14 protein-coding genes are annotated in these 15,505 nt (G+C 69.3%); all 14 read left to right on the top strand.

The genetic code is table 11. The features are described 5' to 3' along the window. The first annotated feature begins 1 nt into the window (after position 1). Positions 2 to 448 (top strand): hypothetical protein, encoded by a 447-nt coding sequence (locus ACWEVR_RS14585; protein WP_452467337.1) that lies wholly within the window; start codon positions 2 to 4, stop codon positions 446 to 448. Then, complete coding sequence (locus tag ACWEVR_RS14580; RefSeq protein WP_452467336.1) at positions 445 to 1,698, top strand: beta-ketoacyl-[acyl-carrier-protein] synthase family protein; 1,254 nt, start codon at positions 445 to 447, stop codon at positions 1,696 to 1,698. Before ACWEVR_RS14585 ends, ACWEVR_RS14580 begins: the two co-directional genes overlap by 4 nt. Then, positions 1,695 to 2,168, top strand: a complete 474-nt coding sequence (locus tag ACWEVR_RS14575; protein ID WP_084456488.1) for a 3-hydroxyacyl-ACP dehydratase FabZ family protein — start codon at positions 1,695 to 1,697, stop codon at positions 2,166 to 2,168. The genes ACWEVR_RS14580 and ACWEVR_RS14575 overlap by 4 nt, the downstream gene beginning before the upstream one ends. Then, the gene (locus ACWEVR_RS14570; RefSeq protein WP_452467335.1) at positions 2,165 to 3,433 is read left to right on the top strand and encodes a beta-ketoacyl-[acyl-carrier-protein] synthase family protein; all 1,269 of its coding nucleotides are present in this window, start codon (positions 2,165 to 2,167) and stop codon (positions 3,431 to 3,433) included. Before ACWEVR_RS14575 ends, ACWEVR_RS14570 begins: the two co-directional genes overlap by 4 nt. Positions 3,434 to 3,464: 31 nt before the next feature. After that, a complete protein-coding gene (locus tag ACWEVR_RS14565) occupies positions 3,465 to 5,792 on the top strand; it encodes a beta-ketoacyl synthase N-terminal-like domain-containing protein (protein ID WP_452467334.1) in 2,328 nt (775 codons plus the stop codon). 29 nt (positions 5,793 to 5,821) lie between these two features. After that, on the top strand, positions 5,822 to 6,913 hold the full coding sequence (locus tag ACWEVR_RS14560) for a 3-oxoacyl-ACP synthase III family protein (RefSeq protein WP_452467333.1): 1,092 nt from the start codon (positions 5,822 to 5,824) through the stop codon (positions 6,911 to 6,913). 15 nt (positions 6,914 to 6,928) lie between these two features. After that, positions 6,929 to 7,705 carry an alpha/beta fold hydrolase gene (locus ACWEVR_RS14555; RefSeq protein ID WP_452467332.1) on the top strand — a complete coding sequence of 259 codons (777 nt, stop codon included), beginning with the start codon at positions 6,929 to 6,931 and terminating at the stop codon, positions 7,703 to 7,705. Beyond that, on the top strand, positions 7,702 to 9,372 hold the full coding sequence (locus ACWEVR_RS14550) for an acetyl-CoA carboxylase carboxyltransferase subunit alpha (protein WP_452467331.1): 1,671 nt from the start codon (positions 7,702 to 7,704) through the stop codon (positions 9,370 to 9,372). The genes ACWEVR_RS14555 and ACWEVR_RS14550 overlap by 4 nt, the downstream gene beginning before the upstream one ends. A 20-nt stretch (positions 9,373 to 9,392) precedes the next feature. Next, the gene (locus tag ACWEVR_RS14545; protein ID WP_452467330.1) at positions 9,393 to 9,863 is read left to right on the top strand and encodes an acetyl-CoA carboxylase biotin carboxyl carrier protein; all 471 of its coding nucleotides are present in this window, start codon (positions 9,393 to 9,395) and stop codon (positions 9,861 to 9,863) included. Then, a complete protein-coding gene (accC, locus tag ACWEVR_RS14540) occupies positions 9,860 to 11,251 on the top strand; it encodes an acetyl-CoA carboxylase biotin carboxylase subunit (protein ID WP_452467329.1) in 1,392 nt (463 codons plus the stop codon). The genes ACWEVR_RS14545 and accC overlap by 4 nt, the downstream gene beginning before the upstream one ends. Then, positions 11,248 to 12,447: an FAD-dependent monooxygenase gene (locus tag ACWEVR_RS14535; protein WP_452467328.1), complete on the top strand. Its 1,200-nt coding sequence runs from the start codon at positions 11,248 to 11,250 to the stop codon at positions 12,445 to 12,447. Before accC ends, ACWEVR_RS14535 begins: the two co-directional genes overlap by 4 nt. A 79-nt stretch (positions 12,448 to 12,526) precedes the next feature. Next, the gene (locus ACWEVR_RS14530; protein WP_452467327.1) at positions 12,527 to 13,420 is read left to right on the top strand and encodes an ABC transporter ATP-binding protein; all 894 of its coding nucleotides are present in this window, start codon (positions 12,527 to 12,529) and stop codon (positions 13,418 to 13,420) included. Beyond that, positions 13,417 to 14,256 (top strand): ABC transporter permease, encoded by an 840-nt coding sequence (locus ACWEVR_RS14525; RefSeq protein ID WP_452467326.1) that lies wholly within the window; start codon positions 13,417 to 13,419, stop codon positions 14,254 to 14,256. The genes ACWEVR_RS14530 and ACWEVR_RS14525 overlap by 4 nt, the downstream gene beginning before the upstream one ends. A 35-nt stretch (positions 14,257 to 14,291) precedes the next feature. After that, positions 14,292 to 15,476, top strand: a complete 1,185-nt coding sequence (locus tag ACWEVR_RS14520; protein WP_452467325.1) for a sensor histidine kinase — start codon at positions 14,292 to 14,294, stop codon at positions 15,474 to 15,476. The last annotated feature ends 29 nt before the right edge of the window (positions 15,477 to 15,505 follow it).

The following is a 15,505-nucleotide window of genomic DNA, read 5'->3' as shown; positions in this document are numbered from 1 at the left end:
CGTGCGGTTCCATCTCGTCGACCGCATCGACACCATCGAACCCTGGGCGCGGGTCGAGGCGGTCAAGCGGACGAGTTCGAGTGAGAGTTACTGGTCGACAACGACTTTCGGCTCGCTGATGCCGCTGTCGATCCAGCTGGAAGTGCTCGCCCAGAGCCTGGCCTGGCTGATCTATCTCAGCACCGAGCGGCGGCAGCGGGCGGTGCTGCTGTCGGTCGGCGCCATGACGACCCGATCCGCCATCGTGCCCGGCGACGACGTCGTCGCCTCGGTCGAAATCCTGTCCAGGGGCGACACCATCGTGGCCGGGGGCCGGCTGCTGGTCGGCGAGAGCGTCGTCTTCGAGGTCGACGACCTCATGTGCGGCCTGGTGGACGCCGACATGCTCGAGGACGCGGCGTCGGTGCGGATGCGCGAAGAACTACTGCGAAGCGGGGTCCGATCATGAACAACGAGGTCGTCATCACCGGTATCGGGGCCGTCACCCCCGTGGGAAACACCGCACCGGACACGTGGTCGGCGCTGGCCGCCGGGCGCAGCGGAGTGGGCCGGATCGAGACGTTCGATCCGAGCACCTTCGAAGTCCAGATCGCCGGGATGGTGCGTGGCTTCAGCCCCGCGCCCGAGCTCTTGACCACCCAGCGCTGGGATCTGCTCAGTCGGTCCGGCGGTTTCGGTGTCGTCGCCGCGGCACAGGCGCTGGCCCAGGCGGGCAATATCAGCGCGCACGACGAGGCCGCCCGTGGCGTTTTCGTCGGCGGCCACGTCGGCAGGCCGGAGCCGCAGGAGTTCGCCGAGATCGGGCTCACCCGGCGTACCAGCGACGGCGCGGTGATCCATCGCCGCAGCACCGACAGCACGTGGCGCTGCGATCAGGGTGTCGACCTGATGGCCATCGCCGAGGTGGGCCGGTGCCGTGGGCCGATCAGCGGGATCAGCACCGCGTGCACATCGGCGACCCATGCCGTGGGTGAGGCGATGCGCCGGATCCAGGCGGGTGAGATCACCATGGCCGTGGCCGGCGGCCAGGATTCGCTCACCACCTGGCTCGATGTCGCCGGATTCTCGCTGCTCGGTGCGCTCACCACCCGCTACAACGACAATCCGACCAAAGCCTCGAAACCGTTCGACGCCGAACGCGACGGTTTCGTGCTCGGTGAGGGTTCGGTGCTGCTCGTGCTGGAGGAGCGGCGCATCGCCGAGGCGCGCGGCGCCCGGATCCTGGCGCGCCTCACCGGTTACGCCTCGACGATGAACGCGTACCGGATCACCGATTCCCCGCCCGACGGTGGCGGGTCGATCACCGCCATGGCCGACGCGCTGGCCGACGCGGGGGTGGCGGGCACCGAGGTCGATTGTGTGTACGCGCACGGGACGAGCACACCGGGCAACGACGTCTCCGAAACCGCCGCCATCAAACAGGTTTTCGGTGCGCACGCCTACGAATTGCTCGTCACCTCGCCGAAGTCGATGACCGGGCACCTCACCGCCGGGGCGGGCGCGCTCAATGTGCTCGCCGCGCTCGGGGGGATCACCGAGGGCCTGGTCTCGCCGACCATCAACTACACGCACCCGGACCCGAAGCTCGACCTGGACTATGTCCCGAACCAGGCCAGAAGGGCCGATGTCTCGGTGGCGTTGGTCAATTCGTTCGCATTCGGCGGCACGAACGCCTCACTCGTGGTGCAGGCGCCATGAGTACCCCAGCGGTGACCGTGCCGAGCACGGATGTCGGCGCCGGGTCGCCGGTGCCGCCCGACGCCCTGGCCGTGGCCGGCGGCCTGCGCCTGGACCGCGTCGTCGAGTTGCGACCCGGTGCGGGTGCCAGTGCCCTCGCGAACGTGCCCAACACCCTGCCGGTATTCGACACCCATTTCCAGCGGTTCCCGGTACTGCCCGGGGTGCTCATGCTGCACGGCATGGCGAACCTGGCCGACGTGTTGCTCGGCCGGGACGGTGGCCGGTGGCGGCTCACCGGCGCGCGGCGGGTGCAGTTCCGCCACTATGTGCGCCCCGGCGACCAGCTGCACGTGGCGGTCGACATCCGCCGACTCGACAGCACGGTGGCGCGCCTCACCGGGCGTATCACCCGGGCCGACGCGGTGGTCGTCCTCGCGCGGGAGCTCACCATGACCCGTGACGCGGGTCCAGAGAGGGAAATCTCATGAATCGCGTTGTCATCAGCGGCATCGGTGTGGTGTCGCCCCTGGGTACCGGATTCACCCAGACCTGGAAGGAACTGGTGGCCGGGCGCAGCGCGGTGCGCCCGATCACCGCCTACGACCCCTCCTCGCTGCGCACCCGGTTCGGCGCCGAGATCACCGACTTCGATGCGAAACCCTTTGTCCGCAACCGCAAGTCGCTGCGGCTGATGACGCGCGCCAACCAGCTGGCCCATGCCGCGGTCCGGCTGGCCACCGAGGAGGCGCGCATCGACCCGGCCACCTCGGGCAACGACTCGGTCGGTGTCTTCCTCGCCAGCGAGAACCAGATCTCCGATCCTCTGCACATTCTCGAGGCGACCGTCGAGGCGTGCGGGCCCGACGGCCGGATCGACCCGACCCGGTTGGGGCACGAGGCGGCCCGGATGTACCCGCTGTTCTTCGTCGAAGGTCTGCCCTCGGCCGAATTGTTCTTCCTCTCGGAGGAATTCGGCTTCGCCGGACCGAGCGCTTTTCTCTCCGGGGCGGGCGACGCGGGCATCAGCGCGATCGGCAATGCCTACCGGGCCATCGCACGCGGGGAGACCACGGTCGCCGTCGCGGGTGGTTTCGACGACGGCGTCTCCTGGTGGTGCATGTCGAAACTGGACCGGCTCGACCTGCTCACCGACCGCAACGAGGCGGGTGCGGTGCGCCCGTACGACCGCGACGCCACCGGAACCGTCCTCGGCGAAGGCGCGTGCATGCTCGTGCTGGAGGACTACGACACCGCGGTGGCCCGCGGGATCGAACCGTACGCCGAGATCATCGGTTTCGGCGGTGGCTCGGATCCGGTGACGCCCGGCGAGATCTGGGGCGACGGCACCGGACTGCGCAACGCCATGGCGTCGGCCATGCGCGAGGCGGGTGTCGCGGGCACCGAGATCGGCTATGTGGCCACCGACGGCGCGGCGGTGATCCGGGCCGATCTGGCCGAGGCGCGGGCTTTGCGGGCCGCGCTCGGCGCCGGGGCCGACACCGTCGCGGCTAGCAGCGTGCAGCCCGCGCTCGGCCAATTGCTCTCCGCCGCGGGCCCTTTGAATGTGGCGCTGGCGGCGATGGCGCTGCGCGAGGCCACCGTGACGCCGACCTTGAATCTGTCCGCCGCGGCGCCGCGGTGCGACCTGGACTGGGTGCCCGGTACGGCACGCGAACTGCGCGCGGACTACAGCCTCGCGCTGGGCCGGGGACTGTCGGGCCAGGCCGCGGCGCTGGCTCTGCGGCGCCTGTAGAGCCCGCTGGAACCACGAACAGGAGTGCACGGTGAAGACGAGAGAAACCCAGCACATGTCCCTGCGAACGGTGGTCGTCGTCGCTGTCGGCGCCGTCACCTCGCAGGGCGATACGGCCAAGGCGCTGTGGGACGGCGTGCGCGCCGGTCATGTCGCGATCGACCCGGTCGAGCACCTGCCCATGTCGGACTACAACACCCGGATCGGCGGTGAGGTCCGCTCCCCCGTCGCACCCTCACCGATCGCCGACGAAGTGGGCGGATTCCGGGACCGCGCTTTCGATTTCGCGTTCGCCGCCGCCACCGAGGCGATGGAGGCGGCGGGCGCCCTGGTCGCCGAGGTGGCGCCGCACGACCGGGCCATCGTGCTCGGCACCTGCAACGCGGGTCTGCTCAGCACCCTCGAGTGGCTCGGTGACGACGGTGTGGGCGCGGGCACCCCGGAACTCGCCATGTTCGGGCCGCCGCAGGCCATCGCCGAATCGCTGGCGGCGCATTTCCAGTGCGCCGGTCCGGTGTTCTCGGTGAACACCGCCTGCGCGGCGGGGGCGAACGCGATCGGCTACGCCGCGGATCTGATCGCGCTCGGGCGGGCCGACATGGTGCTGGCCGGCGGCACCGACGCCCTGTCCGACGTGGCCTACGCGGGGTTCAACTCGCTCGGTTCGCTGTCGCCGACACCGGCGGCGCCGTACCAGGACAAGCGAACCGGACTCTCGCTCGGTGAGGGCAGCGGCATGCTCGTCCTGACCAGCGCCGAGCTGGCTGCCGCGGCCGAGGTGGAGCCGCTGTGTGTGATCCGCGGCTACGGGCTGTCCGCCGACGGCTACCACCCGACCGCACCGCGCCCCGACGGCACCGGCGCCGCGCGGGCCATCCGTTCGGCGATCGAATGGGCCGGGTTGCACGACAGCGACATCGGCTACGTCAACAGCCACGGCACCGGCACACCACGCAACGACAGCGCCGAGGCCAAGGCCACCCGGCTCGCGCTCGGCGACGCCGCCGATTCCGTACCGGTGAGCAGTTCCAAGTCGATGATCGGGCATCTGCTCGGCGCGGCGGGTGCGGTCGAGGCGATCATCACCGTCGGCGCGTTGCGCAACGGCGTGCTGCCGCCGACCGCGAATCTCGTTCGGGCCGACCCGGAATGCGTGCTCGACCACATCCCGGTGTCCCCGCGGGTCGGCAAGATCGACCACGCGATCTCGAACAACTTCGCTTTCGCGGGTGCCAACGCGAGTGTGGTGTTCTCCGAACGCGCCGCCGAGCCGACCCGCGTCGAGCGTTCGCGCGTGGTGGTGACGGGGACGGGCGCCGTCGGTGCCGCCGGCCTCGATGTGCGGGCGGCCTTGCGCGCGGTCACGGAAGACCGTGACTGCACCCAGGTCGACGACGGTGTGCGGCTGGGTCTGATCGACACCGATCCCAGCGACCATCTGACCAGGCGGGAGGCCAGGCGGATGGACCGGCTCGGCCTGCTGTCGACCTTCGCGGCGAGCCGGGCGCTGGCCGAGGCGGGTGCCGACCTGATCGCCGACGACCCCGACCGGGTCGGCGTGGTCTTCGGCACCGGGCTCGGTCCGATGGAGGCGATGGAGCAGTTCGTGCGCCCGCTGCGCGCGGAAGGGGTGGCGGCGGCGAACCCGGCCGTGTTCCCCAACACCGTGTACAACGCGGCGGCGGGCAGTGTCGCCACGCTGCTCGGCGCGCTCGGGCCCACCTCGACGGTGACGTCCGGGCACGCGGCGGGTGCGAACGCGCTCTGCTACGGCTACGACATGGTCTCGCTCGGCCGCGCGACCGCGATCCTGGCCACCGCCGCCGACACCCTCACTCCGCTCGTGGTGCGTGGCTACCGCAGGCTCGGCCTGCCCATGGGCCCGCACGACACCTTCGCCCTCGCCGAGGGCGGTGCCGCGGTGATGCTCGAGCGGTACGACAACGCCGTTCGCCGGGGCGCCACCGTGTACGCCGAGGTACTCGGGCATGCCACCGCGTCGGACGCGCGCGGTGTGGGGCGCACCGACCCGACCGGCGCCGCTGTGGAACGCGCCATGCGCGCCGCACTCGACGCCGCGGGCCTGACACCGGGCGATATCGCCGAGGTGTGGACCAACGAGGTCGGGCTGCCTGCCTTCGACGAGCCCGAGAACCAGGCCATGCACCGGCTTTTCGGCGACAACGCCCCGCGGCGCATCGCCGCCAAACGATCGCTCGGCGAACAACTCGGCGCGGGCGGACTGCTCGCCGCCGCACTGGCCGCCTGTGACCGGCCCGATCGGGGCGTGGCCCTGGTGAACAGCTCGTCACTGGGCGGTACCCACATCAGCATCGTGCTCGCGCCGCTGACCGACTGAGCATCCGAACACAAAGGACGACAAGCGTTATGGCAACACCGGAATTCACGGCCCAGGTGGTCGGCACGGGCAGTTACCTGCACGGCGACCCGATCGACAACAAGCAGATCGGAGCACTGCTCGGTCCCGTACCCGAGGACATTCTCGAGGGCATCCAGGTCAAGGAGCGGCACTGGATGATCGACCCCGACACCGGCGAACACCTGGTGACCAACTCCCAGATGGCCGCGGGCGCCGCGACCGCGGCGCTCGAGCGGGCAGGCATCCACGCGGGTGAGGTGGATCTGATCGTCATGTCGACGGCCAGCCCCGAATACCTGCTGCCGCCCGCGGTGACGTTCGTGCAGGAACACCTCGGGATCGCCGAGTGCACCACCATCGAAGTCCGGTCCGGCTGTGCGGGTTTCGTGGAGGCCGCCGATGTGGCGCGCGGCTATCTCGAGCGCGGCACGCACCGGACCGCCCTGGTGATCGGCAGCGAGGCCATCTCGCCCCTGCTCGTCCCGATGTATCGCGGCATCGACCCGGAGCGGATCCGCATGCGGGATCGGCTGGTGGCCTACACCTTCGGCGACGGTGCGGGTGCGCTCGTGCTACGCGCCGAGCCGGCCGACCCGCAGACCCGGGCCGGGGTACTCGGTTCCTCGATCGTCACGATGGGCGGCACCAAGAAGCCGGGCATGCAGGTGATCGGCGGGTCGACCCACGCCCCACTGCACAAGCAGGTGCTGGCCAAGCGTCTGATGGAGCTGAAGGTCGACGTCGTGGAGTCGGGAAAGTTCATCCCGCACATGATCACCCGCTCGCTGCGCGAGATGCTCGAGATCAGCGGAGTGAAGGCCGAGGACATCGCCCTGTGGGTCGTCCCCGAGGGCAACGCCGGCTACATGACCAGTGAGCTGGAGGCGGCCGGTCTGCTCACCGACGAGTGGCTGGTCCTGCGCGACAAGATCTACGAGAACATCGAACGGGTCGGCGCCACCGGTTCGGCCGCTGTCCCCCTCGCCCTGGACGAGGCAGCGCGCGCGGGCCGGTTGCGGACGGGCGACAACGTCTTGCTGCTTGCCATCGAGACGAGCAAGTGGAAGTACGCCGGGATGACCCTGGTCTGGGCGGGCTGAGGGATGCGCCCTGCCGTGGGCCCGATCGAGACGGGCCGGTTTCGCACGAGTGCGGCGACGCTCGAATACGCCCACGTCAGTGGTGAGATCAGGCCGTCGCTGTGCATGCTGCACGGGTTGGGCGCGCGGTGGCAGACCTTCCGGCCGCTCGTCCGCTCGCTCGGCCCCGGTTGGGACGTCTACGCACCGGATCTGCGCGGGCACGGCCGATCCGACTGGGTGGCAGGCCATTACGCGCTGGCCGACTTCGCCGCCGATGTCGAACAGTTCGTCACCGAGCGCATCGGCGCGCCGGTGGTGCTGTTCGGGCATTCGATGGGCGGCTGGATCGCCGCCATGGTTGCCGCCGCCCGCCCCGATCTGGTGCGGGCGGTGGTGATCGTCGACTCGGCGCTGTACCGGCTCAACGATTCCCAACGCGCGGCGATGCTCGGTTACGCGGTCCCCAATCAGGCGATGCGTTCGATCGCGGTGTCGCTGCGCATGGCCGATCCGGAGCTGAACCAACGCTGGGTGGAGGGGCGCAACCAGCGCGAACAAGACCCCGACGAGCTGATGTCGCGACTGCGGTGTCCGGTGTTGCTCGTCCAGGGCGACGAGCGCACCGGCGCGCTCATGACCGACGAACACGTGCGGCGCGCGCTCGGGCTGCTTGCCGACGGCTCGCACGTGTTCGTCCCCGGTACCGGCCATGCCGTGCACGCGGAAGCGCCCGGCGCCGTCGCCGACGCGCTGCGGGCGTTCCTGGCCGAACAGATCGACAAGTCAGAGCCGAACGGAGAGTTCCGATGACCGAAGTGATCGACACCATCGGCAGGCAGGGCACCGACCAGGACACCACCTGGACCAAATGCCCGTCCTGCGCCGAATACCAGTACAAACCCCAGCTGGAACGCAACCTGCGGGTCTGCACCCGCTGCGGCCACCACCTGCGCATCGGCGCGCACCGGCGGCTGGCCCTGCTGCTCGACGAGAACTCCTGGACCCCGGGCAGTTACGACGACATCGAAACGCGCGACGTGCTCGATTTCCGGGACCACAAGTCCTACCGGCAACGGCTCGCGCAGGCCCGCGCCAAGACCGGCGAATACGACGCCGCCGTGTTCGGTATCGGCACCCTCGACGGCAGGCGTCTGGTCGTCGCGGCGATGGAATTCGGCTTCATGGGCGGCTCGATGGGTTCGACCGTCGGCGAGGTCATCACGCGTGCCGCCGAACTCGCACTCGCCCAACGGCTTCCGCTACTGCTGTGCTGCGCCTCGGGTGGCGCGCGGATGCAGGAGGGCAGCCTGTCGCTGATGCAGATGGCCAAGACGAGCCAGGCGATCGGCCGTCTGCACGAGGCCGGGCTGCTCGTGGTGTGCCTGCTCACCGACCCCACCTTCGGTGGTGTCACCGCCTCGTTCGCCATGCTCGGCGATGTGCTCGTCGCCGAGCCCGGCGCGCTGATCGGGTTCGCCGGGCCGGGCGTGATCAGCCAGACCATCGGCGAGGATCTGCCGCCCGGCTTCCAGACCGCCGAATTCCTCCTGGCACACGGGCTGATCGACGCGGTGGTCCCGCGCGCACAGCTGCGCGCGTATCTGGCGAAAGTCCTCACCGCACACGCACCCGACACACCGCTGGGCCCGCTGCTCCCACCGGTCACCGTCACCGACCCCGCGCAGGTGTCCCCGCGCCCGGCGGCGACAGTGGTGAAGGTCGCCCGTGATCAGGCCCGCCCGACCACGCTGAGTTTCGCGGCGGTCGCCTTCGACACCTTCGTCGAATTGCGCGGTGATCGCATGTTCGCCGACAGCTCGGCCCTCGTCGGCGGGCTCGCCACCCTCGGTGGCCGCGCGGTCATGCTGATCGGCCACGAAAAGGGCAGCGACACCAGGGAATCCATAGCCAGGAACTTCGGCATGCCCGAACCCGAGGGATACCGCAAGGCACTGCGGCTGATGCGTCACGCGGCGAAATTCGGGATGCCGATCGTCACCCTGATCGATACGCCGGGCGCCTATCCCGGCGTTGGTGCGGAGGAACGCGGGCAGGCGGGCGCCATCGCGCGCGCCATCATGGAATCGAGCAGGCTCCCGGTGCCGATCGTCACCGTGGTGACCGGCGAGGGCGGCAGCGGTGGCGCGCTTGCGCTCGGCGTCGCCGACACCGTGCTGATGTTCGAGAACTCCTACTACTCCGTCATCAGCCCGGAGGGGTGCGCCGCGATCCTCTGGGGCGACCGCGCGGCGGCGAACACGGCCGCCGAAGCGCTGAAACTCACCGCGGCGGACCTGCTGTCGCTCGGCGTGGTCGACGGGGTCATCCCCGAGGACGCCGAGGGCGGACCCGACATCGTGCGGATGGCGGGCGATCTGCGCGCGGCCCTGTCGAACGCGCTCACCGCGCTGTCCACCGTGCCCGGCCCCGACCTGATCGAGGCCAGGTACCGCAAGTTCCGGAAGTTCGGCTCGTGACACACCTGGGAGACACACCGATGACCACAGACAAATCGTTGAGCCACATGATCGATGAGGTACGGGGCCTGGTCGCCGACCTGAACCCCCGGCCGCGCCGGCTGCGCGTGCGGGCGGGCGAATTCGACCTGGAGATGGAATGGCCGGACGGTCCGGCGAGCGTGAGCGCGGCGCCCGTCCCGGTCGTCACCGTCGAAGCGGTGAGCCCGGCGCCGGAATCCAGCGCCGTCGCGATCGAGTCGCCCCTGGTCGGGCACTTCTTCCGCAGCCCCGAGCCCGGAGCCGACCCGTTCGTCTCCCCCGGCGACTTCGTGGCGGAGGGTCAGGTGGTCGCGATCGTCGAGGCGATGAAGCTGATGAACCGCATCACCGCGCCCGGTCCGGGACGGGTGGTACGGATCCTGCCCGACGACGGTGATGTCGTCGAGTACGGCCAGCAGCTGATCCTGCTCGAGCCCGACGAGTCCGCCCCGATGGAGATCGCGTCATGAGCCCGGTGACCGATCCCGAACGGCCGATCAAGACCGTTCTGGTCGCCAACCGGGGTGAGATCGCGCTGCGCGTGGTTCGGGCCTGCCGGGAACTCGGATTGCGCAGCGTGGTGGTGTATTCGACCGCCGACACCGATTCGATCGCCATGCAACTGGCCGACGACGCGGTCTGCATCGGGCCGCCGGAGCCGGGTCGCAGCTACCTCAACATCCCGAATGTCATCGGCGCGGCCCTGCGCACCGGTGCCGACGCCGTCCACCCCGGCTACGGATTCCTCTCGGAGAACGCCGATTTCGCGTCGGTGTGCGCCGAAGAGGGCCTGATCTTCGTCGGGCCGTCGCCGGAGACGATGACCGCGCTGGCCGACAAGGCGGTGACCCGGGCGCTGATGAGCGCGGCGGGACTGCCCATGCTGCCGGGGACGACGTCGGTGCTGACCGGCGCCGAGGAGGCCGAGCGGGTCGCCGAGGAGATCGGTTATCCGGTGATCCTCAAGGCGGCAGCCGGTGGTGGTGGCCGCGGTATGCGGGTGGTCCGCGAGCGCGCCGAGATCGAGGACGCCTACCGCCGCACCCAGACCGAGGCCGCCCTCGCCTTCGGTGACGGCAGCCTCTACATCGAGCGCTACCTCGAGGGCGCCCGCCATATCGAGGTGCAGGTCCTCGGCGACCGCCACGGCAATATCGTGCATCTCGGCGAACGGGACTGCTCGGTGCAGCGCCGTCATCAGAAGCTGCTCGAGGAATCGCCGTCGCCCGCGCTCGACGACGCCATCCGCGCGGCTATCGGTGCCGCGGCCGTCGCGGGCGCCCGCTCGGTCGGGTACGAAGGGGCCGGGACGATGGAGTTCCTGCTCGACCGCGACGGTGGCTTCTGGTTCATGGAAATGAACGCGCGCCTGCAGGTGGAGCATCCGGTCACCGAAATGGTGTGCGGAATCGACCTGGTGGCCGAGCAATTGCGGATCGCCCAGGGGCAGCCCCTGAGCTTCGGGCAATCCGACGTAATCGTGCGTGGGCACGCGATCGAATGCCGGATCAACGCCGAGGATCCGGCGCGCGATTTCGCACCGACGACCGGGCAGGTCACCCGCTATCGCCCGCCCGCCGGGCCCTGGGTGCGGGTCGACAGCCACCTCGAACCGGGGGTGACGGTGTCGCCGTACTACGACGCGTTACTGGCGAAGGTCATCGTCTGGGCCGCGGACCGACCCGCCGCGATCGACCGCATGATCCGCGCTCTCGACGAACTCGTACTGGAGGGCCACGGCCTCACCACCAGCGCGAGCTTCCACACCGACATCCTGTCGCGACCCGAATTCCGTTCCGGCGATTTCGATCTCGATCTCGTCGCCACCACCCAGCGCACCCGGACGGAGCACCCATGAGTACAGCGAACGGTCGTGTGATCATTCTCGGCGGCGGGATCGGTGGTCTCAGCACCAGCATCGCGTTACGCCGGGTGGGGATCGACGCGCCCCTGTTCGAGCAGGCGCCCGCGTTCGGCACCGTGGGCGCGTCGTTGCAGATCTGGGTGAAGGGCATGAAGGCCTTCGCCGAACTCGGTCTGGCCGAACAGATCCGGGCGCGCGGGGCCGATGTGCACCGCCAGCAGTTCTTCAACCAGGACGGCACCCCGCTCTATCACGCGCCACTGGCCGCGATGGCGCAGCGCTACGACGCACCGATGCCGGTGATGATCCGGCGCGCGGAGGTGATCGACACGCTCGCCGGCTCACCGGATCTCGGCGCGATCAACTTCGATCACAAGGCGATCGACATCACGCAGGACGATTCGGGTGTCACCGTGACATTCGACAACGGTCATCGGGAGCGGGCCGATCTGCTCATCGCCGCCGACGGCATCAACTCGGCGACCCGGCAGCAGATCTTCCCCGAAGTCGAACTGCGCACCGCCAGTTACCGTTTGGTGCACGCGGTGGCCGATCACGTACCGCCGTTCGGGCGCAATATGTTCACGCTGCTCTTCGGGCGGGGCAACCGCATCGCCATCAAGGACTGCGGCAACAACAATGTCTTCTGGGTGGCGGGCCTGGCCAGGCCGACCCTGGAACTCGACACACCGGCCGACACGGTCAAGGACGACCTGCTGCGCCGATTCGAGGTCTTCCCCGCCGCGGTGCGCGACCTGATCGCGGCCACGCCACCGGAGGTCATGCTGCACCACAATGTGCGCGCGCTGGGCCCGATGCCCGCGTGGAGTTCGGGCCGCATCGTCTTCCTCGGCGACGCGGCGCATGCGGTGACCCCCAATCTCGGCCGCGGCGCCAGCGAAGGCATCGTCGACGCGATCACCCTGGCGAATCATCTCGGCTCCATCGATGTCGGTGACGGCGCGGCGGTGGCGCGGGCGCTGTCGTCCTACGAAAAGGCACGCAGGCCCGAAGCGGAGGCGTTGCAGAAGGCATCCTGGAAAATCGGCACGATTTCGTCCTGGGACGGTTTCGCGGCGACCAAGGTGCGCGATCTGATGATGAAGACGGTGGTCGGAAAAACGCAGGTGTCGAAAATGCACGCCGAATTCGAGGTCGCCGTGCCACGGCTCGGCCACCTGGTGGAATGACCGTCACTCCTGAGAGCTACCACCGGTGATCACTCTGCGGCGGGATGTGCCCGGACCAGCTGAAATCTAGGGTTGGATCATGATTGTGGTCACGGAGAATTTGACCAAGAGATACGACGACAAAGTCGCTGTCGACAAGGTCGGCCTCACCGTTCGGGCCGGGGAAATCTATGGTTTCCTCGGTCCGAACGGCGCGGGCAAAACTACGACACTGCGAATGCTGGTCGGCCTCATAGAACCGTCCAGCGGAACCGCACGGGTACTCGGAAAAGCACCCGGCGATCCGGAGGCGCTGGCGCACATCGGGGTCCTGATCGAAAGTCCCGGCTTCTATCCGTATCTGTCCGGACGCGACAATCTGCGCGTCATGGCACGCTATCGGCGCATCCCGGATTCGGCTGTCGACGAGGCACTGGCACGGGTCGGCCTCGCCTACCGGGGCGACGACCGATTCCGCACCTACTCCCAGGGCATGAAGCAACGCCTCGGCGTCGGCTGCGCCCTGCTCGGCAACCCCGAACTGCTGATTCTCGACGAACCCACCAACGGTTTCGACCCCGGCGGCATGGCCGAGATGCGCACTCTCATCACCGATCTCGCCGCCGACGGGCACACGATTCTGCTGTCGAGTCATCTGCTGGCCGAGGTGCAGGAAATCTGTGACCGGGTCGGGGTGATCAACGGCGGGAAGCTGATCGCCGAATCGACCGTCGCCGAAATGCGCGGACGCAGCACCCTTTTCGTACGGGCCCAACCGGTGCAGACCGCCGTCGACGCGATCCGGGTCGCCGTCGGCGATGCCACCCGGACCCAGACCGGCATCCGGGTCGAAGCGGGCCCCGACGCGGCACCGCTCATCGCCCGCGCGGTGCTCGACGCGGGCGCCGAACTACACGAGTTGCGTTCGACGGAACGCTCCCTGGAAGAAGCGTACTTCGAGATGACCGCACCGGATGTGGAGAACGTCGCATGATCGACAGCATTCGCGCGGAAGTGCTTCGGCTGCGCCGCTGGCCCGTGTTGTGGAGCCTGCTCGCGGTCTGGCTCACGTTGAACCTCACCTTCATGTACCTGCTCAACTACATCGGCTACAGCTCGGGCAGTGCCGCCGATGCCACCGAGGGGCAGCCACGCGAGTACGTGCTCGCGCAGATGATGCCCACGGCCGTACCGGAGGAATTCGTCGGCGGCACCGTGCTTTTCGGTGGCGCGCTGATGTTGATCCTCGGTGCGCTCGCCACCGGCAGCGGGTACGGCTGGGGCACCTGGAAGACGGTGTTCACCCAGGGACCGGGGCGCGTCACGGCCCTGCTGGGCACGGTGTTCGCGCTGCTCGCGGTGGCGGTCGTGGCCGTCCTCGGGGCGTTCGTGCTCGATCTGGGTGTCGCGTGCGTCATCGCCTCGGCCGAATCCCAGCCGCTCGTGCTCCCCTCGGTAGGCCGGATGCTGGCCGGAATCGGCAGTGGCATCGCGATTCTGACCATGTGGACGTTGCTCGGCGCGCTGATCGGTCTGCTGGCGCGCGGGCCGTCCCTCGCGGTCGGGCTCGGCCTGGTGTGGGTACTGGTGTTGGAGAACGTGCTTCGCTTCTTCGGTGACATGCTCGGCAGTGCCGGTGCGGTGACGGACTACCTGCCCGGATCGGTGGCGGGTTCGCTCGCCGGTGATCTACGGACACTGCAGGGCGAAGCGACGCCTGGGGTGCTCGACCTCCTCGACTGGCCACAAGCCGTTGCCGCACTGGTGGTGTACCCGGTGGTCTTCCTCGCCTGTGCGGTTGTCGTCGTCCGGCGCCGCGACCTGGTCTGACGGTGTTCGCACCCGCGATCGACAAGGATGAGCGCATGGAGACAATCGCCGCCCGCGTGCTGGAGTCCTGGCCTCCGCGACTGAGCCGGTGGCAACAGGTGTCGTTGAGCGTCGCGGCGGGCGTGGTGGGGTTCCTCGCCGTGCTGGCCACCATGGTGGCCGATACCGAACTGGCGGTGGTCCAGGTGGTCGCGCTCGCGCTCGGCATCGGAACCGCTGTCTCGCTGGCCATGCGGGCTCCGGCGGCGGGGTGGGCGCTGGGCCTCGCGGCGCTGGCCGCCGCGTCCGTGCTCACCGGACCGCAGGCGGAGTTGTGGGTCGATCCGATGCTGACCAGCTATTTCATCGTTCTGGGTGTAGGGGCGGTGCGCGCGGGCGCCCGCGCCGCGGCGGTGGCCTGGGCGGCGACGGTGGCGACCGGGATCGGGCTGGCACTGTGGTTGCGGCCCGCCGAATGGCTGGTCGGGATTCTCGGGGCGAGCGCGGTGTCGGGACTGGTGCTGTCGACCGTGATCGCGGTGCGCACGGTCGGCGTCACCAGCAACAGCCTGCGCCGCGAACGCGACAGCACCGAGCGGCAACGCCAGCTCACCTCGCTGTGGGAGGAACGTGCCCGCATCGCCCGTGAGCTGCACGATGTGGTCGCCCACCACATGACGGTGATCGCGATCCAGGCCGAGGCCGCCCAGCACAGCGACCGGAATCTCGCGCCCGCCACCAGCGCCCGGCTCGACACCATCCGCAACAGCGCGACGGTCGCTTTGTCCGAGATGCGCCACATCCTCGGAGTGCTGCGCAGCGGTGACGCCACGCTCCTGCCGCAGCCCACCCTGGGAGACCTCACCGAACTGGTGGCGACGGTGCGCGGGGGCGGTACGCACATCACGACGACACTGACCGGGGATACGACGAAAGTGCCTGACGCCGTCGGCCTTTCGTCCTATCGGATCGTGCAGGAAGCACTGAGCAATGCGATCCGCCACGCACCGGGCGCACCGGTCGAGGTCACCGTTGTGGTGACCGGGAAGGCGATCGACATCCGTGTCGCCAATCCGTGTGCGACGGTGCCTGCCGCCGGTGCGGGCCACGGACTGCTCGGCATGCGCGAACGCGCGACGATGCTCGGCGGAACCTTCAGCGCAGGCGCGAACGACGCGAAGTACGTTGTCGCCGCGTCACTTCCCTTGCACAACGGGCGTATCGACACCGCGCGCGATTGACCCGCCGACGACCGCCACCTCAACCGAAA

It is taken from the genome of Nocardia sp. NPDC003979, from assembly GCF_053605015.1.
Note: the sequence above shows the minus strand (reverse complement) of the source record. Positions and strands in the feature narration are given on the sequence as shown.

Excerpts from the sequence above, each read along its gene's own strand:
- ACWEVR_RS14535 (WP_452467328.1), top strand. The coding sequence starts at position 11,248 with ATGAGTACAGCGAACGGTCGTGTGATCATTCTCGGCGGCGGGATCGGT.
- ACWEVR_RS14525 (WP_452467326.1), top strand. The coding sequence starts at position 13,417 with ATGATCGACAGCATTCGCGCGGAAGTGCTTCGGCTGCGCCGCTGGCCC.
- ACWEVR_RS14580 (WP_452467336.1), top strand. The coding sequence starts at position 445 with ATGAACAACGAGGTCGTCATCACCGGTATCGGGGCCGTCACCCCCGTG.
- ACWEVR_RS14530 (WP_452467327.1), top strand. The coding sequence starts at position 12,527 with ATGATTGTGGTCACGGAGAATTTGACCAAGAGATACGACGACAAAGTC.
- ACWEVR_RS14545 (WP_452467330.1), top strand. The coding sequence starts at position 9,393 with ATGACCACAGACAAATCGTTGAGCCACATGATCGATGAGGTACGGGGC.
- ACWEVR_RS14570 (WP_452467335.1), top strand. The coding sequence starts at position 2,165 with ATGAATCGCGTTGTCATCAGCGGCATCGGTGTGGTGTCGCCCCTGGGT.
- ACWEVR_RS14575 (WP_084456488.1), top strand. The coding sequence starts at position 1,695 with ATGAGTACCCCAGCGGTGACCGTGCCGAGCACGGATGTCGGCGCCGGG.
- accC (WP_452467329.1), top strand. The coding sequence starts at position 9,860 with ATGAGCCCGGTGACCGATCCCGAACGGCCGATCAAGACCGTTCTGGTC.
- ACWEVR_RS14550 (WP_452467331.1), top strand. The coding sequence starts at position 7,702 with ATGACCGAAGTGATCGACACCATCGGCAGGCAGGGCACCGACCAGGAC.
- ACWEVR_RS14520 (WP_452467325.1), top strand. The coding sequence starts at position 14,292 with ATGGAGACAATCGCCGCCCGCGTGCTGGAGTCCTGGCCTCCGCGACTG.
- ACWEVR_RS14560 (WP_452467333.1), top strand. The coding sequence starts at position 5,822 with ATGGCAACACCGGAATTCACGGCCCAGGTGGTCGGCACGGGCAGTTAC.